This window comes from Arthrobacter globiformis (assembly GCF_030817195.1).
Taxonomy (GTDB): Bacteria; Actinomycetota; Actinomycetes; order Actinomycetales; family Micrococcaceae; genus Arthrobacter; species Arthrobacter globiformis_D.
Genome location: NZ_JAUSYZ010000001.1, coordinates 2,926,688 through 2,946,562 on the forward strand (window position 1 = coordinate 2,926,688; position 19,875 = coordinate 2,946,562).

General features: G+C 65.2%; 19 protein-coding genes. 11 read left to right on the forward strand and 8 right to left on the reverse strand.

The annotated features are described in order from the left end of the window. Positions 1–146: 146 nt before the first annotated feature. From QF036_RS13245 to QF036_RS13255, 3 genes are all read left to right on the forward strand, one after another. Positions 147–950 carry a hypothetical protein gene (locus QF036_RS13245; protein ID WP_307102515.1) on the forward strand — a complete coding sequence of 268 codons (804 nt, stop codon included), beginning with the start codon at positions 147–149 and terminating at the stop codon, positions 948–950. 73 nt (positions 951–1,023) lie between these two features. After that, positions 1,024–1,353 (forward strand): hypothetical protein, encoded by a 330-nt coding sequence (locus tag QF036_RS13250; RefSeq protein ID WP_307102517.1) that lies wholly within the window; start codon positions 1,024–1,026, stop codon positions 1,351–1,353. A 796-nt stretch (positions 1,354–2,149) separates the two neighbouring features. Then, positions 2,150–2,401 carry a hypothetical protein gene (locus tag QF036_RS13255; protein ID WP_307102519.1) on the forward strand — a complete coding sequence of 84 codons (252 nt, stop codon included), beginning with the start codon at positions 2,150–2,152 and terminating at the stop codon, positions 2,399–2,401. A gap of 58 nt (positions 2,402–2,459) precedes the next feature. Here the strand turns inward: QF036_RS13255 and arfB are convergent, their stop codons facing one another. Then, entirely contained in the window at positions 2,460–2,882 is a 423-nt protein-coding gene (gene arfB, locus QF036_RS13260) for an alternative ribosome rescue aminoacyl-tRNA hydrolase ArfB (RefSeq protein WP_307102520.1), read from the reverse strand. A gap of 138 nt (positions 2,883–3,020) precedes the next feature. Here arfB and QF036_RS13265 point away from each other — a divergent pair, with 138 nt between their 5' ends. From QF036_RS13265 to QF036_RS13275, 3 genes are all read left to right on the forward strand, one after another. Beyond that, the gene (locus QF036_RS13265; RefSeq protein WP_307102522.1) at positions 3,021–4,841 is read left to right on the forward strand and encodes a glycoside hydrolase family 15 protein; all 1,821 of its coding nucleotides are present in this window, start codon (positions 3,021–3,023) and stop codon (positions 4,839–4,841) included. Between the two features lie 277 nt (positions 4,842–5,118). Further along, complete coding sequence (locus QF036_RS13270; protein ID WP_307102524.1) at positions 5,119–5,481, forward strand: cupin domain-containing protein; 363 nt, start codon at positions 5,119–5,121, stop codon at positions 5,479–5,481. Positions 5,482–5,903: 422 nt separating this feature from the next. Continuing rightward, the gene (locus QF036_RS13275; RefSeq protein WP_307102526.1) at positions 5,904–7,364 is read left to right on the forward strand and encodes an MFS transporter; all 1,461 of its coding nucleotides are present in this window, start codon (positions 5,904–5,906) and stop codon (positions 7,362–7,364) included. Between the two features lie 9 nt (positions 7,365–7,373). Here the strand turns inward: QF036_RS13275 and ftsW are convergent, their stop codons facing one another. Both ftsW and QF036_RS13285 read right to left on the reverse strand, forming a co-directional pair. Further along, positions 7,374–8,597, reverse strand: a complete 1,224-nt coding sequence (ftsW, locus tag QF036_RS13280) for a putative lipid II flippase FtsW (RefSeq protein ID WP_307102528.1) — start codon at positions 8,595–8,597, stop codon at positions 7,374–7,376. 123 nt (positions 8,598–8,720) lie between these two features. Further along, the gene (locus QF036_RS13285) at positions 8,721–9,146 is read right to left on the reverse strand and encodes a CHAD domain-containing protein (protein ID WP_307102530.1); all 426 of its coding nucleotides are present in this window, start codon (positions 9,144–9,146) and stop codon (positions 8,721–8,723) included. A gap of 232 nt (positions 9,147–9,378) precedes the next feature. On the opposite strand from QF036_RS13285, the gene QF036_RS13290 reads away from it, so the two are divergent. Further along, positions 9,379–9,999, forward strand: a complete 621-nt coding sequence (locus QF036_RS13290) for a dihydrofolate reductase family protein (protein WP_307102532.1) — start codon at positions 9,379–9,381, stop codon at positions 9,997–9,999. Between the two features lie 51 nt (positions 10,000–10,050). On the opposite strand, the gene QF036_RS13295 is transcribed toward QF036_RS13290, so the two are convergent. Then, complete coding sequence (locus QF036_RS13295) at positions 10,051–11,412, reverse strand: aspartate aminotransferase family protein (protein ID WP_307102534.1); 1,362 nt, start codon at positions 11,410–11,412, stop codon at positions 10,051–10,053. 201 nt (positions 11,413–11,613) lie between these two features. Here QF036_RS13295 and QF036_RS13300 point away from each other — a divergent pair, with 201 nt between their 5' ends. The 4 genes from QF036_RS13300 to QF036_RS13315 all read left to right on the forward strand — a co-directional run bounded on the left by QF036_RS13300 (position 11,614) and on the right by QF036_RS13315 (position 15,590). Further along, positions 11,614–12,246, forward strand: coding sequence for a dihydrofolate reductase family protein (locus QF036_RS13300; RefSeq protein WP_307105908.1), 633 nt, complete (start codon positions 11,614–11,616; stop codon positions 12,244–12,246). 136 nt (positions 12,247–12,382) lie between these two features. After that, entirely contained in the window at positions 12,383–12,667 is a 285-nt protein-coding gene (locus QF036_RS13305) for a DUF1876 domain-containing protein (protein WP_307102536.1), read from the forward strand. Positions 12,668–12,831: 164 nt separating this feature from the next. Next, the gene (locus tag QF036_RS13310; RefSeq protein WP_307102537.1) at positions 12,832–13,425 is read left to right on the forward strand and encodes a hypothetical protein; all 594 of its coding nucleotides are present in this window, start codon (positions 12,832–12,834) and stop codon (positions 13,423–13,425) included. Beyond that, positions 13,422–15,590: a bifunctional polysaccharide deacetylase/glycosyltransferase family 2 protein gene (locus QF036_RS13315; protein ID WP_307102539.1), complete on the forward strand. Its 2,169-nt coding sequence runs from the start codon at positions 13,422–13,424 to the stop codon at positions 15,588–15,590. Before QF036_RS13310 ends, QF036_RS13315 begins: the two co-directional genes overlap by 4 nt. Before the next feature lies 1 nt (position 15,591). Here QF036_RS13315 and QF036_RS13320 read toward each other — a convergent pair whose 3' ends face one another. From QF036_RS13320 to QF036_RS13335, 4 genes are all read right to left on the reverse strand, one after another. Continuing rightward, positions 15,592–16,674, reverse strand: a complete 1,083-nt coding sequence (locus QF036_RS13320) for a substrate-binding domain-containing protein (RefSeq protein ID WP_307102541.1) — start codon at positions 16,672–16,674, stop codon at positions 15,592–15,594. A gap of 161 nt (positions 16,675–16,835) precedes the next feature. Further along, positions 16,836–18,026: a cytochrome P450 gene (locus tag QF036_RS13325; RefSeq protein ID WP_307102543.1), complete on the reverse strand. Its 1,191-nt coding sequence runs from the start codon at positions 18,024–18,026 to the stop codon at positions 16,836–16,838. Beyond that, positions 18,023–18,697: a dethiobiotin synthase gene (gene bioD, locus QF036_RS13330; RefSeq protein WP_307102545.1), complete on the reverse strand. Its 675-nt coding sequence runs from the start codon at positions 18,695–18,697 to the stop codon at positions 18,023–18,025. The genes QF036_RS13325 and bioD overlap by 4 nt, the downstream gene beginning before the upstream one ends. Further along, positions 18,694–19,869 (reverse strand): 8-amino-7-oxononanoate synthase, encoded by a 1,176-nt coding sequence (locus tag QF036_RS13335; RefSeq protein WP_373460297.1) that lies wholly within the window; start codon positions 19,867–19,869, stop codon positions 18,694–18,696. The genes bioD and QF036_RS13335 overlap by 4 nt, the downstream gene beginning before the upstream one ends. Positions 19,870–19,875 lie beyond the last annotated feature (6 nt).

Below are 19,875 nucleotides of genomic sequence, written 5' to 3' on the forward strand. Positions count from 1 at the left end.
ACTAAGGGTGGCTACGTCTGAAGCCAGTGACTACCACGGTGATTGAGTTCGTTGTCGATAACCCAGACCCTACGCCGGCGTTCGCTGTCGGTTGGGGTGGCGACTTCGTTAAAGATGGGTTGGGTTGGTAGGTGCGATCAGGAACGATGAACACGAAAAATAGACGGTCCCGCAAGCGCGAGTCGGGGATGAGCTACTTTGTTTTTGGCGTCGTACTCTTATGCGCGACGCTTGCCTTCGTCCTCTTCGGACGGCTTGAGGCGCCATGGCAGGCGTTCGCGGCCCTGGCCGTCGGTGCCGCGCTGGGGATATGGCTCTTCCGCTTCGGATCGCGTCACGCGTGGGTGTCGCTGCTGTGTTTATTCGGGGCGCTGGCAGTCTGCGTTGTCCTCTTTATAAATGCGGACACCGTCGGTTCTGCGGGTATCGCCTGGATCGGAGCCTTCGTCGCCGGTACCAACCTGGGTGCGGCGTGGAGGCTGGCCGCGACGAAACCGAAGGCAAGTGCTGCGCGTGCTGCAAGAGGCGCAGAAGCTGCGTGGGAAGTGGACGGCCGGGAATTCGCGCCCGTGGCGGAGGCCCGCAAAGCGGCCAGTGCTGCGCTGCGGGCCCTCGACGGGAACACAAGCGGGCACCTGTACGTCGAGCATGGGTCGGCCCGCCTTGAGGTGGCCGGCAGTGCGGGAACGGGGCTGATGTGTCATCGGAATTCCGACGTTTCCAAGGATGCCTCATGGGCGGTGTTGGTGCGGACCGACCAGGCCGCGGAGAACTCCGTGGAGGTTCCGATGGGGGACGTGAACGGTTTTATGCCGTTGCGGTTGGTTCACGATCGCCCGTCTGTCGAAGCTGCGCTTTCTGACTTTTTCAAGACCCCTGGATCGACACCGTCTGGCCCTGAATGGGTGACGGGCAATGAGGCTAGGGGCACGCGCCTCACCACGTATTAGGCGAATGCCTCCTGGACGTGCAGGAGGGCTGAGTCTTATAAGCGCGGCGTCATAAACATCAATGGGAGTTGAGGTGAAAAATATTCGGCTGGATGAGGGTGTCGCGCTGCTGTTGAAGCTGTCTGGGCACCTGGATGAGCTTGAAAAAGATGTGTCTGCAGCATGGTTCCGCCAATGCGCGGATGAATTGCAGAAAGGGTTAAGTCGGAAGCAACGGTCTGAGGCCTGCCATAGCATCCTTCATTCGCTCGACAATGGACCAGGCCGAATCCCCGACCTTTATTTCGCCCATCCTGACGGGTCTCCGGATATCGAGCGAACCGATGCATTTCTTGAAACCATTCGGGCTGTTCGAGGATTTGCACGGCAGGGCGTGCCGCCCTGGTCGTTCTTCATTGTTTGACGGAAAATTCTCGTGCCCGGCGGGCCGGGCAACATCACCAACGGCCCGCTCGGGCAGTGTTGGTACGAGCGGACCAGGCTGCGGATAACTCCGTGGAGGTTCCGATAGGCAACGTGAAGGGTTTTATGCCTTCCCTGATTCTTCTCAGCACGGCGTCATAATCGATCGACGGGAGTCGAGGTGGGAAGTACGCTCGGGAGTTATCGGTGGCTCAGTTGGGGCGCGGACTCGATTTCGCAAAATTTCTAGTTTCAGCTGATTGAGGATATGAAAGATATACAGAGTTCGTCGTCGCTTATCCGCTCTTTGCGAGGGGCCTGGGGTCTCTTGGCGCTGGCGCTGGCTTTTGCCATAGGAATATTTATTACTACTTTTTCGCTGACCAAGGGTTCTGATGGGGTGGAGATCGTTTGCCTTGGTTGTCCTCGGCCTTGCGGGGGGCGGTTTGGTCCGGGGGTTGGTTCGCGAAAATCTTGTAGCGGTATCTTTTATCGTCCTCGTTGCAGGGGAGTGCGTTTTTCTTTCTCAATTCTCTGAGCCCTGGTCGCGTCTGTGGCCGTTGTTGATACCCGCCAACGCCATTGGGATCATGGTGGGAAATATTGTTCGCTTGGCATTATCGGACAGCAGCCGCGGGGTTTTGCGTGACGTTTGGGTGATCAACGGCGCCGAGGACCTGCAGACAGATAGTGCCAAAGCAACGTCGCTGGCTGCACTGTCATCTTAGGACAGCGCGAAGGCAGGACGATTCTTCGTTGAGCGCAATGAGGCGCTGTTCGAGGCGATGGGAAGCCCGGTGACGGGTTTTATTGTGCATTGCACAGCGAATTTCCAGGATGAGAGTGAGTGGCGGGTGCTTGGTTTGGTTGACATGAAAGACCAGACCGAGATCCGGCTGCCCTCTGGCCCTGCGCACGTGCCCAGCGGGCTCGTGGTCGACCTGGAAACAGCAGGTAGGGCTTTGCTTGGCTTTTTCCATCATCGTGGTCCTGATCCGGAGCTGACGTGGAAGTCCGGGGAGGACGTGCTGGACCTGCGATTCGGCTAGCTAGTGCGGTGGACCCACCCGCTGTTCGCGGCCGAAAATTATTGCCGAGCGGACGGCGCTACTCGGCGGACGGTCGTTGTCGTTGCCGTTTCGTGGCCGCCCGTTGTTCCTTTGCGGCGAGGCGCCGGCGGTTGGAGCCGCGGGTGGGTTTTGTCGCCCGGCGGCGGGCAGCTTCGGGCGCAAGACCCTCTGCCAGGAGGTCTGCGAGCTTGGCGAGGGCGATCTCGCGGTTGCGCAGTTGGGAGCGCCGCTCGGAGGCGGTCACGGTGATCACCCCGGCGGTGATTCGTCGGCCGAGACGCGTGAGCAGCATCAGCCGTTGGCCGTCGGAAAGGGCCGTGGAGTCTCTAACGTTCCAGGAGAGCTCAACGCGGCTGTCCGAGGTGTTGACGTGTTGCCCGCCTGGCCCTGATGAACGCGAGAACCGCCAGGCGAGCTCCGACGAGGGAATCGTGAGCGCGGGCGACACCTCCAGATCCATGCATACCAGCCTTGCACAGTATGGGCGCGACCGAGGTCTTTATCCCCTCGCGGTATGTTCTTGGGCGTCTAATTCCCGCTAGGACACTTTTCTGCCTGCAGCCTAACGTGGACAAGCCGGTTGTGCTTTAGTAAAGCCATGGCTGCTCCCATTGAGGACTACGCGCTGCTGTCGGATCTCCAAACCGGGCCTCTGATCGCCCGGAACGGGAGCATCGACTGGCTCTGCTTCCCGCGGTTCGACTCCCCGTCGTTGTTTAGTTCCCTGGTGGGAGTCGAGAGTCATGGCCGCTGGCTCCTGGCTCCTCGCCAGTCCGAAGCAGCAGTGGTGGAGCGGCATTACGTCGATTCGACATTTGTGTTGGAAACAGTCTGGAAGACCTCCACGGGCCTGGCCCAGGTCACGGACTTCATGCCGGTGGGGCATACGGGTTCGTCGATTCTGCGCCGGGTCACCGGGCTGGAGGGGCAGGTGGAGATCTGCCAGGAACTCATCATCCGTCCGCGCTACGGCACGGTAGTGCCCTGGTCCAGGCGAATCCAGGACGGCGCGGCTCCCGGTGGAATGGTGCTTTTGGCCATGGCAGGCCCGGACGCCGTCGCGCTGCGGGGACCGCATCTGCCTGAGGCCCACGCGCATGGGCACTCGGGTGATTTCCGGGTAGCCGCAGGAGAGGTTGTCGACTTTGAACTGACGTGGTTTCCTTCACACCGGCCTGTCCCTCCTGCGGTCGACGTTGACGCTGCACTCGAACAGTCGATCGATTACTGGACGCGATGGGGCAGCCACTGCCGTTCAGACGGTCCTTACGGGGGCGCGGTGAAGCGTTCGCTGTTGGTGCTCAGGGCGCTGACGAATTATGAGACCGGTGGCATCGTTGCCGCGCCCACGACCTCCTTGCCGGAGGAGTTCGGCGGGCCGCGGAACTGGGACTACCGGTTCTGCTGGCTGCGTGACGCTGCATTGACGCTGGAGTCCATGCTTACCCACGGCTATGAAACTGAGGCCCTCCAGTGGCGCAACTGGTTGCTCCGGGCCCTCGCCGGCGAGCCCGAAGATCTGCAGATCATGTATGGCATCGGCGGCGAACGGGACCTGCCGGAGAGCGTCCTGGACCATCTGCCCGGTTATCAGGACTCACGGCCGGTGCGCATTGGAAATGCCGCGGTCGCACAGTTCCAGGCCGACGTCGTGGGGGAAGTGATGGTGGCGCTTGAAAGGCTCCGCCTGGCTGGCGGCAAGGAAGACCACTTCTCCTGGGCGCTGCAGCAAATCCTGCTCGGCTTCGTTGAGAAACACATCGAGGACAAAGACTTTGGACTCTGGGAAATGCGGGGAGACCCGCAATTCTTTACACATTCACGGGTCATGATGTGGGCCGCCTTCGACTGCGGCATACGTGCTGTCCGGAACCACGGCCTGGACGGACCGGCTGACCACTGGGAACACCTGCGCGGGCAGCTGCGGACGGAAATACTGCGCGAAGGATTCGACCCGGACCTCAACTCCTTCACGCAGACCTACGGCGGAGGGCAGACCGACGCAGCCTTGCTCGTCATGCCCCAGGTTGGGTTTCTTCCGTACAACGACGACCGGATGCTGGGAACCGTTGCGCGGCTGGAGGAGGAACTCCTCACCGACGACGGTCTGTTGTTGCGGTACCGCACCGAGACCGGCGTCGACGGGCTGGACCCGGGGGAACATCCCTTCCTAGCGTGTTCCTTTTGGCTGGTTGAGCAGTACGCGCGCACGGGCCGCAAATTTGAGGCGAGGAACCTCATGGACAAACTGGTGGGCTTTTCCAATGAACTGGGCCTGCTGAGCGAGGAGTACGCCACCAAGGAGGGACGGATGGCCGGCAACTTCCCGCAGGCGTTCTCGCATCTGGCACTCGTTCGGGCAGCTGATGCCATGCACGGAGTGGATCTGCTGAGCCTGGCTACCGAAGCAAAAGTCTGACTCCCCAAAAGTGCGTGCTGACCAGCCCGCCACGACTGTCCTCTCTGCGGCCAACCCAAAAGGGTGGTTTAAACCATCCCGAATAGGTGTTTTATTTGCCTGCAAATGACAGAAAGATGGATCTCAGGCCCACCCTTGGGGAGGGGGAGTGCATTTGACCGCCATATGCTGAACCCTCCAGGGCGGCTGAAGATTCAACCGCTGCCCGACTGGGCAGCGGCATCGTCACCCGCTCGCCGGAAGCTTCACCGGCGAGTGCAGCAGAAAGGCAGATCCAATGAGCAAAACCTTCCAGCCCACTGAACTCTTCAAGGGGAAACTAGACGAAGCTCCGCTCGGCCCTCCCTTGGCCGAGGTGATAGGCGACGAGATTCCAACGAGGATTGGTGTTCCCTTCACCAGCGACGACTCCCGCATCCTCTCCGGGGTCTGGGAAGCCGAACCGGGCATCTCGCGGTGGGAGTTCTTGGAGCGCGGCGAGGTCATTCACGTCCTCGAAGGGCGCATGGTGGCCACCGAGGATGGCGGCGAACCGGTCACCCTGGAGGCGGGAACCGCAGGCTTCTTCCCCATTGGGTGGAAAGGAACCTGGGAAATCCAGGAACGTATCCGGAAGTTCTTCGTGATCTTCAACGCCTAACCGGCGCCGGTTCGGCCAGCAATAAAGACACGGCTTCGGTATGTCGGTCTTGAGGAGCCGGGGTGCGGATGCGCATCCCGGCCCTCCGGCTAGTGCAAGATGGCGCTGATCTCCGCGCGGACCAGCCGCTCGGCCAGTTCGCCAAGGTCCAGGTTCAGGACGGCTTTGAGGGCGCGTGCCATGTTGGGGGCTGCTGCGAGGAATTCGGCCAGGCCCGGGTCAATGAACCAGATTTGAACAGGTTTTGGCCAAGTTTCCCTAAAGACCCCGCTGTGCGGAGGACGACGTCTTGTCGATGCCGAGGAACTGGAACAATCTCCCTTGGTTGCGGGACTAATTCGGCCGTTGGCGTAGTTATGCCGTTGGGGCCCAACAGGGCTGCGCGCACGCACCCCGCTTGGCTGACCACGGGAATGAGATTAATGACGACGACGACTGCCGAAGGAATCGGCTTCCGTTCCCGGCGGGGACCCATCCTTATTGCCCTGATGCTCTCGACAGGCCTGGTGGCGATCGATTCGACGATCGTTGCGACGGCGGTGCCTTCGATCGTGGATGACGTTGGCGGGTTCACTTCCTTTCCGTGGCTTTTTTCGGCCTATCTGCTGGCGCAGGCCGTCTCGGTGCCGGTGTACGCGAAGCTCTCGGACGTCGTCGGCCGTAAGCCGATCATCCTCAGCGGTATCGGTCTTTTCCTGCTCGGTTCGATCCTGTGCGGAGTGGCCTGGAGCATGCCGGCGCTCATCGCCTTCCGCGTGCTGCAGGGCCTGGGCGCGGGAGCAGTCCAGCCGGTGGCGATCACCATCGCCGGCGATATCTACACGCTGACCGAGCGGGCAAAGGTGCAGGGCTACCTTGCCAGCGTGTGGGCGGTCTCCTCCGTCGTTGGACCGACGCTCGGAGGCGTGTTCTCCTCGCTGGGCATCTGGCGTGGCATTTTCCTGGTGAATATCCCGCTTTGCCTGCTCGCAGGGTGGATGCTGGTCCGGACGTTCCACGAGAATGTGGAGCGCGCGAAGCACCGGGTCGACTATCTGGGGGCGGCACTGCTGACATTTTCCCTCAGCCTGCTCATCCTCGGGGCCCTCGAGGGCGGCCAGGCGTGGGCCTGGAACTCCTCCATCAGCATCGCCGTCTTTGCCGCCGGAGCTCTGCTGTTCGCTGCGTTCCTTCTCGTGGAGAGGCGGGCAGCGGAGCCGGTCCTGCCGCCGTGGGTCGTGTCCCGTCCGCTGCTGGCGACGACGGCGATGATCTCGTTCGGCGTCGGCGCGGTCATGCTTGGCCTCACCTCCTACGTTCCGACGTTCCTCGAAGGAGCCCTCCGGACCTCCCCGGTTTTCGCCGGGCTCGCCTTGGCGGCACTGACCGTGGGCTGGCCGATCAGTGCGTCCCAGGCGGGCCGGTTCTATCTCCGGATCGGGTTCCGGAGGACCGCCCTGATCGGCGTAACGGTCACGGTCATCGGGACAGCCGTTCTGGCCCTCACTGCCTCCGCACCCAACATATTGGTGGCAGCGGCAGGTTGCTTCGTCGTCGGACTTGGACTGGGACTGGTGGCGACCCCGAGCCTCATTGCCGCCCAGTCAAGCGTGGAATGGAATGAGCGCGGTGTAGTCACCGGCACAAATCTTTTTGCGCGGTCGATCGGCAGTTCCATTGGCGTCGCCGTTTTCGGGGCAGTAGCTAACGCGATCTACGCCGGTGCCCCCAATGGCGTTTCCGATCCGCAGACAATCGTGTCGGCGTCGACCGCGGTATTCCTGGCTGTCTTGGTCTGTGCGCTGCTTACCGTTGCCGCCGTCGTCGCGATGCCTGCCGCGGACAGCAAGGGCACCGCCCCGGAGGCGGCCGCCAAGGCCAATGCGGCGTCCGCACAGGACTAGGGGCCACGCTCAGCCGCTGTGCACCGCCGCTCGCTGCCTCTTCGTGCGAACCGTTTGAACAGGCTGTGGGCGGGTGACGGCCAGGATCATGCCGACGCCGGCCATCGAGGAGACCATGGCGGAGCCGCCGTAGGAGATGAACGGCAGGGGCACGCCAATAACCGGGAGCAGGCCGGTAACCATAGCGATGTTCACGACGGCCTGACCGATGATCCAGGTGATCACGCTGGAGGAGACAATGCGGGCGAACGTGTCCTGGGTCCGGGCTATGACCTTGAAAACGGCGATGCCGAGGACCGTAAACAGCATGAGCACCAGGAGAGTTCCAGCCAAGCCTAGTTCTTCGCCAAGGATGGTGAAGATGAAGTCGTTGTGGGCCTCGGGGATCCAGTTCCATTTTTGCCGGCTCTGCCCCAGTCCCACTCCCAGCCAGCCGCCGGAGGCCAGGGCGTACTGGCCGTGCAGCGCCTGGTAGCCGACCCCCTGGGAATCGTCAGCGGAACCTGCACCAAGCCACGACGAAATGCGGGATACGCGGTTACCGCTCGTGGCGGCCAGGATGAGGGAGCCGGCAGCGCAGAGAATCCCGGCGACACCGAAGACCTTCATTCGGACGCCGCCGTAAAACATCGTGGCAGCCAGGATCATCATGATGATCATGGCCGTGCCCAAGTCATGGCCCAGGGCGACAAGCCCGATAATGAGGGCGCCGGCCGGCAGGAGCAGCGGGACGACGGCGTGCTTCCACTCATGCAGCAGTGCCTGCTTGCGGGACAGGACGGCCGCTGCCCAGACGATGAGCGCGAGCTTCGCGAACTCGGAAGGCTGGACCGTGAAACCGCCGAACCCCAGCCAGTTCCGGTTGCCGTTCACGGTCATGCCCAGGGGTGTGAACACCAGGCCGAGCGCTACGACGGCGGCCCCCAGAAGCGGCCAGGCGAGCCAGCGGACGTGCCGGGTCCGTAGACGGGCCAGGCCGAACATGATGGCTATGCCGGCTGCCGTCCACATGCCCTGCTTCAGCGGAAGGTCGTAGGGGTCCCTGCCGGCCGCCACGGACTCCACCGATGAAGCGGAGGCCACTTCGATGAGGCCGAGTGCTGCCAGTACCAGCACAACCGCCAGGATGACAGGCCGCGTGCAGTCCCCGGACTCATCACCGAGCAGCCGTCCGATGCGGAGCAGAATATCGCTGCGACCCGTCGCACTGGTTTCTGGATGCTTGGCGGTCATGTAGCGATCACTTTTTCCTTCCCTCGGGTCGGCCCTGCTCCGGGCCGTTCCGGGAAGGAGAAACCCACCGGGGAGAAATCATACGTCCTGGTCGGCGGGATCCGGTGCTTTGCCGGACTTGGGTCATCCCCCGTACAGGTGCCTGCGCCGTGGCTGCCTGACCGGGGGAGCGGAACAGAACTGTTGAAGGTCGGCGACCAGCCGGAAGTACCGTTCGGATTCCAGGGCGGCGAGGGCTCTGTCGTATGCCGCTTGGTATGCGCTTCCCTGGGTGGTGTGCGGGTGCTGGAGGTGGCTGAGGGGAGCCAGGGACTCGGTGAGCCAGGCCAGCTCTGCCCGGAGCCCATCCACCGCAGCCCTGTTGAACAGCCTGCGGTCCCCGAGCGCGGACCACACCCGGCCCGCCGCGGCATTCATGGCATCTGAGGCGTCCTGTGCGCCGGACCGCACGCTGGGGTCGTAACAGAGCAGCGCCGCAACCTGATCGACAAGGAAGGATGACGCGACCGGCTCGGCTTGGTGGTGGGTTCTCTCCAGAACTTTCAGCATTTTCTGTCCTGACTTGTCCCGATGCCCGGGCCAGAGTACGGCCGGGCCCGGATGACTTCTCGCCTTCGACACCTCCCATGGTGGCCCGCGCACCTGAGACACGCATGAGAAGCCTGTGAGGGTCTTCTCACATGCGCTTTAACGCTGGACACGGTGCAGCGGCTGTCTATGCTGATGCTTGCAAGGAAGCTCACCGTGAAGCGATGGATAACGCCATGAGAAGGGTAGAGCAATGACTGAAGGTATGGGCAGGGTGGTCTGCGACATCACCGTCACAGCCGACGGATACTCGGCCGGGCTCAACCAGACTGAACAGCGCCCGTTCGGCGACGACGGCGGCGACGGTTCCGGTGACGGACTGCACGGCTGGATGTTCAAAACTCCCGACGAAAATCGGACGGAGATCGACCGGATCGTTGCCGCCAAGGCATTCATCATGGGCCGCAACATGTTCGGCCCGGTGCGAGGTGAGTGGAACCGGCAGTGGAACGGCTGGTGGGGCGATGATCCGCCGTTCCACGCCCCGGTATTCGTGCTCACGCACCACGCGCGCGAACCGCAACCGATGGACGGCGGCACCACGTACCACTTCGTTACGGACGGCATTGAGTCGGCGCTGGCCCAGGCGCGCGCGGTGGCCGGCGACGACGATGTGGCGATCGGGGGCGGCGCGACCACGATCAACCAGTACCTCGCAGCCGGCCTGATCGACGAGCTGCGCCTGCACATTGCGCCGCTCACGTTCGGCGCCGGCACCCGGCTGTTCGAGGGCGTCCCGCCGCTGAAGCTTGAGCAGGTGAGTTCGCGGGCAGCGTCACTGGTCACGCACGTGACCTACCGCGTGCTGTCCTGACCTGGTCGGCAACGCACCGGCCGGGGCAGCGACGAACCGGTGCACGCAGGTTTAGCTCAGGTACGCGTCGGCCACAGACAGTGCCTCGTCCAGGATAGCCAGGCCCGCGGCCGCATCAGGGCCGGTCACGTTGAGGGGTGGAGCGACATTGACACGGTTGCCCTGCACCAGCGGCAAAAGCCCCCTGTTCAGGCACGCCTTGGCGACGGCAACCATCGGCGCGTTGTCAGCGGGTGAGGCTCCTGCGGGCACGAGGGGCTCTTTCGTCTGCCGGTCGCGGACCAGCTCCAGGCTCCAGAGGCCTCCGATGCCCCGCACATCCCCGACGGACTCGTGCTTCTCGGCAAGCTGCCTGAGTGCTGGTCCAAGGACATCCGCGCCGAGGCGGGCAGCTGCCGCGGCGGTGTCTTCCTCGTGCATGGCGGTGATGGCGCCGACGGCTGCTGCGCAGGCCAGAGGGTGGCCGCTGTACGTCATGCCCGCCGGGTAGGGGCGTTTGGTGAACATCTCATAGATCGTGTCACTGACCAGCACACCGCCCAGCGGAACGTACCCGGAGTTAACACCCTTCGCGAACGCCAGCAGGTCGGGTGCCACACCATCGTGGTCCACGCCGAACCAGGCTCCCGTGCGGCAGAAGCCAACCATCACCTCGTCGGCGATGTAAACGATGCCGTGGCGGTCGCACAACTCGCGAACCCCGCGCAGGTACCCGGGTGGCGGCACGATGACACCCGAACTGCCGATGACCGATTCCAGGACCAGGCCGGCGATGGTCGACGGGCCTTCCAAAAGGATCACCTGCCCAAGATGGGCCAGCGCCCGCTCGCACTCTTCCTCCGGCGTCTGGGATCCGAAGGCCGACCGGTACAGGAAAGGGCCAAAGAAATGGACAGCGCCCGCCGCCCCCGTGTCCGAGGCCCAGCGGCGCGGGTCGCCCGTGAGGTGGATCGATGTGCTGGTCGAGCCATGATAGGAGCGGTAAGCGGCGAGCACCTTGGGCCGTCCCGTGTAAAGACGCGCCATCCGCACCGCATGCTCGATGGCCTCTGTCCCGCCGGTGGTGAACAGCACGTGCCCGAGATGCTCCGGTGCGACCTCCACTATCAGCCGCGCTGCCTCACCCCGGACATCGGATGCGTGGCCGGGTGCGAGGGTGCACAAGCGGTCAGCTTGCTCCTTGATCGCAGCGACGATGCGGGGATGCTGGTGGCCGAGGTTGGTGAACACCAGCTGCGAACTGAAGTCCAGGTAGCGCCGTCCGTCGGCGTCGAAGACGTGGCTGCCTGACCCGCCGATCAGCGTCGGCACCTCGCGCGGCCCCTGCACGGCCCAAGGGTGGAAGACCAGATCGTCGAGATTCATGACATGCTCCGTTGCTTGAGTGCCGGGCGGTTCACTCCACGTCTTCACCTTGGCACCTTCCTGCAGCAGTTTCCAGAGCACTTACCCTCGGTCAGGTGCGGCGCGCGGCCCTGCACTCCAGCCCGCCGGGACGGGGATTCCGCCGGCCCTTGAACGCCCGGTCGCTCCATGGATAGCATTGCCGGCACGGGCGTCGACGGCGCAGCGTCCCGGCCGGCCACTAACGTCGATCAGATTGAGGAGACGGACATGGGCGAGGCAACGGCAGAGACGTCGTCAGCAGACCTGATGGTGGACCTCATCATTTCCCTGGACGGGTACGCCTCGGCCGAGGGGTGGCCGGGCTGGTGGGGTTTGGAAGGTCCGGAATACCTGGGCTGGCTCGAGCAGGAGGGGGAGAAGGGCTACACGTTCCTCCTGGGGGCGAACACGTATCGCGTGATGTCCAGCATGTCCGGGGAGGCCGCTGCCGAGGGCTCGGGATTCTCCAAGGATGAGGGAGCCGCCCTGACCGGCCTCGAGGCCGTGCCCAAGGTGGTCTTCTCCTCCACCCTGCAGGCACCCCTGACGTGGCCCAACTCGGAGCTGGTCACGGGCGACGCCGTCGAGGCTGTGAGGGAGATGAAACGGACCGGGACCAGGCCCTTGAGCACCCTTGGCAGCCTCAGCCTCTGCCGGTCGCTGCTGACTGCCGGCCTGGTGGACCGCTTCCGGTTGGTCGTCTTCCCGGTGATCACGGGCCGCACCGGCAGGGAACGGATCTACGATGGCTATCCGGACGTCGCGCTCGAGATGGTTGACAGCAGGACGTTCGACGGCCGGCTCCAGCTGCTCGAGTACGCCCCCACCGTGCTCAACGGGCCGCCAGGGAGTCCGACCTGAGTTAATCCGTTTCAGTCCGCCATTCCCCAGCGCAGGCCTCGTGACGAGGCCTGTTCAAGGCCTTTCGGCGGAGTGTCCGCAGGGGAGTTTTCCGACCCTTGACGGCTTGCCTTGGGCTTGGCATGGTGGAATTTGGATGGAGGAGGCGACCACCATGCAAGAAAAAAGCTGGTCGGTGAACATCGCAATCGACGAACACGAAGGCCAGACGAGGGCCACGGCGCGATTGCGCGCCGGGAACAGGCCTGAACTGGAAGGTATCGGGATGGCCAGGCTGAACCCGGCAGACTCCGATTACCCCGAGATCGGGGATGAACTGGCGACGGCCCGCGCTCTGGCGGACCTGGCGCATCAGCTAATTGAGGTCACCGCGGCCGACATAGAGAAAGTCACCAAAGCCCCGGCACATCTGCGCGCTTAGCCCTGCAAAGGCTCCTTGGACGAGGGTGAGGACAAGCCTGCACGCGCCTGGAGGAAGGCCTGTGCAACGTCCGTCGAAAAAGCGATAAAGAGTCCTGTGCGTGGCTGGAACGCAGACGGCTGGTTTGAGATCCGTAAGGCCACCCGCCTACGATGTGTACCGTTATGGCGGCTTTCAGAGGTACCCCCGAGCGGTCTGGAGTGCCTGCACCCGGCCCTGTTTTCGTTGACAATTCCGGAAGGCGGCTGCGCCGTGCACGCGTGGCCGGAGTCGTCACGCTCGCTCTCGTGGCGGGATACGGGGTTCTTTTCCTGCTCGCCTTTTTCGGCGGACCAAACATCGTGGCACCGTATCTTCCGCAGCCCGTGCTGGGCGGTCCCCGTGCGGAAAAGACGGTTCCGGCTGATCCGGCGCCATCCACGTCCAAGCCGCCTGCGGCAAACTCTGGTCAGGACGGCGGGACCCTCCCGGACGCCGGGGCAGTTCCGGTTGGGCTAACGGCGACCGGTGCTCCGGCCGCGACAGCAGCTCCTGCCGCGCCAGCAGCTCCCGCCGCGCCCGGCTCCAAGGCCCAGGTATCCCAGCCAGCCAGCGCGGGACGGGCCAATGCCGCCGCGAAGCCTGCACCGGCGGCTCAGGACGCGGCCCCGCAGATGCCGGCCCCGGCGTCGACCGATTCGTCGATTGAACCCGGGAAGTCCGAAACGGCTCCGGGACAGGCCTCCCGCCCGGCTCCGACTCCGCCCCCGCATCCGTGAGCCGGCACCGTCAGGCAAGAAACTCCGTCACGGTCCGCCCGCACTGGCTGGTACTCTGCGCGGTTCTCGTCGCCGTCGCCTTTGCCTTGGTGGTGCAAGGATACCTGCACCACCTGGCCGGTATCAGCGATGATTCCATCTCCACCGTCGGTTCGGCCGCCGGCGTCCCCAGTTCCATATCCAAAGGCGGCCCGGTCATCGACGCCCGCGAAGGAAGCGTCCGCACCGTGCGCCCGCCGGACCGCACTCTCGCACTGACGTTCGACGACGGCCCGGACCCGGTCTGGACGCCACAGATCCTCGACGTCCTGAAGAAGCATCACGTCCATGCGACGTTCTTCGTGGTCGGCACGGCGGCGATCGACCATCCCGACCTCGTCCGGCGCATGGTCACGGAGGGCCACGAGATCGGGGTCCATACCCTCACGCACGCAGATCTCGGGTGGTCGCCGGACTGGCGCCAGAAACTCGAGGTGCAGGGCGCCCAGCAGGTCATAATGGGCCTCACCGGGCAGGCAGCATCCTTGCTGCGGCCGCCGTTCAGCTCCGCGAACAACGCCGTCACCGACTCGTCGTGGGCGTCGATCCGCGCCGCAGCGGACGAGGGATATCTCACCGTGCTGACCACGAAGGACAGCAAGGACTGGGAACGGCCAGGCGCTGATTCGATTGCGCGGAACCTCGCGCCATCCGGAAACCAGGGCCAGGTGCTACTCATGCACGACGGCGGCGGCGACCGCGGCCAGACCGTCACAGCACTGGACGGGCTTCTCTCGCGCCTCGACGGGCAGGGCTACCAGGTGACCACGGTCGGCGATGCGATTGGTGTGTCCAGCACACGGCAGGCCACACCAAATGAGCAGGCCACCGGGACCGCTTTCATCTGGGGCATCAGGCTCAGCGACTGGCTCGTGACGGCAATCTCGTGGGCACTCGTGGCAAGCGGGATCGTGACCTTCGTCCGGGCCGTCCTGGTCGTGGGCGCCGCCGTGAGGCACCGCCGAGGGGCACGCCGCAAGCAACTGGCCAGCAGAGCCCTGGATGGACCGGCAATTACCGAACCCGTGACAGTCATCGTCCCTGCGTACAACGAGTCGGCAGGGATCGAGGCCGCTGTGCGGTCCATTGCCGCCTCGACGCATCCCGTCGAGATTATCGTCGTGGACGACGGGTCAACGGACGGTACCGCGGACATTGTGGAGTCCCTCAGACTTCCCGGCGTGACGCTCATCCGGAAAGAAAACGGCGGCAAGCCGTCGGCCCTCAACGCCGGGTTAGCCGCCGCCGCCCACGATCTTGTCGTCATGGTCGACGGCGACACCGTCTTCGAGCCCGACACTGTCCAAGCGCTCATCCAACCGTTCGCCGATCCCAGGGTAGGCGCGGTCTCAGGGAACACGAAGGTCGCCAACCGCGGCGGCGTCCTCGGGGCATGGCAGCACATTGAATATGTCGTCGGGTTTAACCTGGACCGCCGCCTATTCGACGTCGCCGAATGCATGCCAACCGTACCGGGAGCCATCGGCGGGTTCCGCCGCGACGCACTCATCGGGGTGGGCGGCGTGAGTGACGAGACTCTTGCCGAAGACACGGATCTGACGATGTCGCTGTGCCGCGATGGCTGGCGCGTCGTGTATCAGGACGACGCGCGGGCATGGACTGAGGCGCCGGCCACGCTCGGCGCTTTGTGGAAGCAGCGGTACCGCTGGTGCTATGGGACCCTTCAGGCCATGTGGAAGCACCGCGGCGCGATCATGCAGGGTGGACAGGCCGGCAAACTCGGGCGCCGGGGCCTTGGCTACCTCCTCGTGCTCCAAGTCCTTCTTCCGCTGTTCGCACCTGTCGTTGACGTCTTCGCCATCTACGGCCTGCTCTTCCTTGACCCGTTGCGCATCGCCGTCCTGTGGCTCGTGTTCCTCGCGGTTCAGTTGCTCATGGCCGCTTACGCATTCCGGCTCGACAAGGAGCGCCTGGGACCGCTCTGGACGCTCCCGCTCCAGCAGTTCGTATACCGGCAACTTATGTACCTGGTGGTCATCCAGTCCGTTGTCACGGCGCTGGCGGGTGTGCACCTCCGCTGGCACCGCATGGAACGGTATGGCAGCCTGCGGGTCCCGCCTGTGCCCCAGAAGGAGCCGGAGGCGGAGCAAGCCCGCGGTCTATGAGTCAGTGTTGCCGGCCGGGTGGGTACTTCCCCACCCGGCCCGGCTGTCTGCTAGAAGTTGAACTTATCCACGTTGTCGGCGGTGAAGACCGTGGGGTCCCCGAGCAGGACGACGCCGTTGGCTCCGACTTCGAATTCGCCCAGGTCGCCGGCCTTGAACTTTTCGCCTTCGGCGCCGGTGATCTGGCGGAGGCGAGGGCAGCGCCGGCGTACGCGGTGAGGTAACCGAGCTTCTCGACGTCCCACAGCGCGAACGACTTCATCGTGCCGTTCTTGACGAACTCCTTGAGCTGGCTGGGGAAGCCGAGGCCGGTGAGCTGGACCTTGCCCTTGTACTCAGAGCCGGCCAGGTACTGCGCCGCGGCAGCCACGCCAACAGTGGTGGGGGAGATGATGCCCTTGAGCGTCGGGTGCTGCTGCAGTAGCGCCTGGACTTCCTGCTGTGACTTCTGGGCGTTGTCATCGCCGTAAACCGTGGCCACCAGCTTCAGCTTGGAGTACTCGGGCTTTTCCAGTTCCTTCTTCATCAGCGCAATCCAGGCGTTCCGGTTGGTCGCGTTGGCCGTGGCCGACAGGATGACGATGTCGCCGCCGTCGGCTCCGATGGCTTCGGAGATCAGCTTCACTTGGGTGGCGGCGATGCCCTCTGCCGTTGCCTGGTTGATGTAGATGTCACGGCATTCCGGGTCGGTGTCGGAGTCGAAGGTAACAACCTTGGCTCCGCCGCTGCGTGCCTCGTCCAGGGCCGAGCAGATCGCCTTGGGATCGTTGGCCGACGTCGCGATGACATCCGTTCCCTGCTGCGTGAGGGTGTTGATGTAGCTGACCTGGCTGGAGGCGCTGGCCTCGGACGGCCCCACTTCGGAGAAGACGCCCTTGAACTCGCCGACAGCTGTCTTCCCGCCGCGGTCCGTGACCGTGAAGTAGGAGTTGTTCAGCTGCTTCGGCAGGAACGCAATCTTCAGGCCCTCCTTCGGGGGTGCGTCCGGATTCGCGGAAGCGGTCGCGGTGCTTCCGCCCGCACCGCCGCTGGATCCTGAATTGACGTCCGGCTCATTCTCTCGGGCTCCGGCGGGAGCGCCCACCGGCTGTCACATCCCCTGCAGCGGATACAGCGCGACGTGAATGTCCTGCTCAACCACCCGACCCTGAGCCTGGATCCGATCCTTGAGCAGGCGGGCAGGGGCCTGCTGGGCCTTAGTTTCACGGTTTCGTCCTTCTAGCCCCCGCCCGTTTTCGCCTCCGGTCAGCCTGGACAGTTCGTTACAGTGGCGGTCCGAGGGGCCTGGAAGGACAGGAGCCGGATCCAGTCCGGTTCATGGTCCTGCAGTTGGATCCCGGGCAGCGCCGCCGCGGCTTCCTGGACGATGATGGCGGCCTCCAGTTCGGCGAGCTTGGCCCCGAGGCAGCGGTGGATGCCCGAACCAAAGACGAGGCCGGTTGAGGATCCGCGGCCGACCTGGGCCTGCGGGGACTGGCGTCCGGGCCCGGTGCCTGCCGTGATTTGGTTGCCGGACAGCTCAAGGAGTATCTCTGTCCCGGCCGGGATCCGGTCGCCGCCAAGGTCCGTGCTGTGGGCCGCCACGCGGCGCCAGGTGGGAACGGATGATTCGGTGGCGAGCACATGCCGGACAACGGACCGGGCGCCTGCTTCCGAGGACGCTTCCGGCCAGCCCACGGGCGCGGACCCCTCCAGCAGCCGGAACAGCGTGGTGCTGATCAGCTGGGTGGTGGTTTCCTGGCCGGCGATCAGCAGGAAGTAGCCGAGCGAGCACATCTCGGTCCTGGTCAGGCCATGTCCGGCCAACGACTTGAACAGGTTGCGACCCGGGGCCGCCACGGATTCGGCAACGAGCCGGCGCAGCCAGCCATAGAATTCGGCAGCGATGCGGGCCAGCTCGAGCTGCCGGTCCCCGTCCGGCCAGCCCCAGAACAGCTCCATGGAGTCAAGCCCCCAGCGTTTGAGATCGGCAAGATCCCGCACGGGCAGTCCGAGGAGTTCGAACATGATGACTGCCGGGGGAAAAGCCGCCACCGTCTGCACGAGGTCCGCGTGGCCGGACCGGTCGAGCTGGTCGGCGGTTTTCCCCGCCGCTTCCCTGGCCAGTTCCCGGATTCGCGGCTCCAGGCCGGCGACGGTGGCGGGCGTGAAGAATCCCGCCACTACCTTGCGGATGCCGCCGTGCGTGCCGGTGTCGTTGCTGGCCAGGACCGGAGGCAGCGCAAAACCCGCGCGCTGCAGCACGCGCAGGGCGGGTCCCTCCAGCGGGGTTACGGCCACCAGGGCATTGGCAGGGCTGAAATCGGCAGGCCGGTGCAGGACCTCCCGCACCGATGCCGGGTCCCGGACCACGAGATAGGGACACCTGGACCCGTCGGGGGCTTCCGCCTCAGCCAGCGCTGCCGCGGAGCCGGGAGTGACGGCCGCCGGCATCATGCGGGCACCCCGTTAAGCCAGGCGGGCGCGCCGGCACGGAAGTCAGCCGGGGACAGTTCGGACGCCCGGCCAGGAAGGGCGCCCAACAGCGGCACCCGCAGCGTCCCGAGAACCTGCCGGTTGCTGTAATGTACGGCGTCGGGTCTGACTGGCCAGCTTCCGAGCACCACACCCAGGACGTCGAGCCCGCGTGCGGACAGCGCCTCGAGGGTCAGGGCGGTGTGGTTCAGCGTGCCAAGCCCCGGCCGGGCGACGACCACAAATGCCGCCGCCAGCAGGGAGCCGAGGTCCGCCAGGGTGCCGCCGTCGGAATCCAGCTCCACGAGGAGGCCGCCGGCGCCCTCTACCAGGACGTGGTCGTGGGCGCCGGCGAGTTCGCGGATCCGCGCTGCGTGAGCAGCCAGCGAGGGCAGCGGCGTCCCATCGATGGCCGCAGCCGCGACCGGCGCCATGGGTTCCTGCAGGACGACTCCGGCCTCAGCAGTCACGTCGGCGAGCCGGACGATTTCGGCGGCGTCAGAGTCGCCGTCGGCGGCACCCGACTGGCACGGCTTGTACACCGCCACGCTGCGTCCCGTTCCGGACAGGACAGCGGCGAGGGCCGCCGTCGTAATGGTTTTGCCGACGCCGGTGTCCGTTCCGGTGACCAGAACGACGGGGGACAGGTTCATGGAAGTTCCTCCAAAATGCTGCGCAGCACTGCGCAGCTGTCGTCGATTTCTTTGGGCCTGAGGGTGGCGCGGGCGGTGAGCCGCAGCCGCGGGATCCCGTCCGGCACGGACGGCGGGCGGAAGCAGCCGACGCGGACGCCGGCACGGTGCGCGGACTCGGCGGCGGCCAAGGCTGACTCCGCGGACGGCATGGGGATGGACTGGACGGCCCCGGCTGTCCGGTCGGGGGCTGTGCCGTTTTGGCCAACAGTGCCCCGGTTGGCCAGGATCGGGGCGAGCCCGGCGGCCAGTGCGGCCGCGTTGCTGTGGACGGAGTGCGCCCGCCACGGTTCGTCCCTAATGATCCGCACCGCGGCGAGGGCCGCTGCGGCGGATGCCGGCGCCAGCCCGGTGTCGAAAATGAAGCTGCGGGCCCGGTTGAGGAGGTGTTCCCGCAGCAGGGCGGATCCCAGGACGGCTCCGCCCTGGCTGCCCAGCGCCTTGGACAGCGTGGCTGTCACGATCACGTTGGGGTGGCCGGCGAGGGCGGTCCCGGCAACGGCGCCGCGGCCGGCAAAACTGCCGCTGCCGGTGACGCCGAGGCTGTGGGCCTCGTCGATGAGCAGCACGGCATCGCGCTGTTCAGCCAGGGCCAGCAGGTCGGCGAGCGGCGCCTGGTCGCCGAGGACGCTGTAGACGGATTCGACGGCAATAATCGCCCGCGGTTCCCTGCGGTCTGCGAGTAGGCGGCCGGCTTCGCCGACGCTGTTGTGGGCGAACGATTCGGTGCGGGACCGGCTGAGCCGGAAGCCGTCGATCATCGAGGCGTGGCAGTGCTCGTCCGCCATGATCAGGGTCCCGGGACCGCCCAGCGCCGTGATCACCCCGATGTTGGCCAGGTAGCCGGAGGAGAAGACGAGCGCAGCTTCCATCCCGGCCAGCGTGGCCAGTTCCTGCTCAAGGTCCAGATGCAGCTGGGTGGTGCCGGCGACCAGGCGCGAGGAGGTGGCGCCTGCGCCCCACCGTGATGCGGCTTCCGCGGCTGCCCCGGCAACCCGCGGGTCCGTTGCAAGGCCGAGGTAGTCGTTGCTGGCCAGGTCGATGAACTGCTCGTGCGCGGCGCGGGGGAGCGGGCGGCGGACCTGGCCCCGGCGTTCGCGGACCGCTGCCTGCCGCTCGAGCCACTGGGTCATCGAGCC

Coding starts and splice junctions, on each gene's coding strand:
- arfB (WP_307102520.1), bottom strand. CDS start 2,882: ATGGATCTGGAGGTGTCGCCCGCGCTCACGATTCCCTCGTCGGAGCTC.
- QF036_RS13290 (WP_307102532.1), top strand. CDS start 9,379: ATGACTGAAGGTATGGGCAGGGTGGTCTGCGACATCACCGTCACAGCC.
- QF036_RS13300 (WP_307105908.1), top strand. CDS start 11,614: ATGGGCGAGGCAACGGCAGAGACGTCGTCAGCAGACCTGATGGTGGAC.
- QF036_RS13265 (WP_307102522.1), top strand. CDS start 3,021: ATGGCTGCTCCCATTGAGGACTACGCGCTGCTGTCGGATCTCCAAACC.
- QF036_RS13285 (WP_307102530.1), bottom strand. CDS start 9,146: ATGCTGAAAGTTCTGGAGAGAACCCACCACCAAGCCGAGCCGGTCGCG.
- ftsW (WP_307102528.1), bottom strand. CDS start 8,597: ATGACCGCCAAGCATCCAGAAACCAGTGCGACGGGTCGCAGCGATATT.
- QF036_RS13245 (WP_307102515.1), top strand. CDS start 147: ATGAACACGAAAAATAGACGGTCCCGCAAGCGCGAGTCGGGGATGAGC.
- QF036_RS13310 (WP_307102537.1), top strand. CDS start 12,832: ATGGCGGCTTTCAGAGGTACCCCCGAGCGGTCTGGAGTGCCTGCACCC.
- QF036_RS13325 (WP_307102543.1), bottom strand. CDS start 18,026: ATGATGCCGGCGGCCGTCACTCCCGGCTCCGCGGCAGCGCTGGCTGAG.
- bioD (WP_307102545.1), bottom strand. CDS start 18,697: ATGAACCTGTCCCCCGTCGTTCTGGTCACCGGAACGGACACCGGCGTC.
- QF036_RS13275 (WP_307102526.1), top strand. CDS start 5,904: ATGACGACGACGACTGCCGAAGGAATCGGCTTCCGTTCCCGGCGGGGA.
- QF036_RS13270 (WP_307102524.1), top strand. CDS start 5,119: ATGAGCAAAACCTTCCAGCCCACTGAACTCTTCAAGGGGAAACTAGAC.
- QF036_RS13305 (WP_307102536.1), top strand. CDS start 12,383: ATGGAGGAGGCGACCACCATGCAAGAAAAAAGCTGGTCGGTGAACATC.
- QF036_RS13335 (WP_373460297.1), bottom strand. CDS start 19,869: ATGACCCAGTGGCTCGAGCGGCAGGCAGCGGTCCGCGAACGCCGGGGC.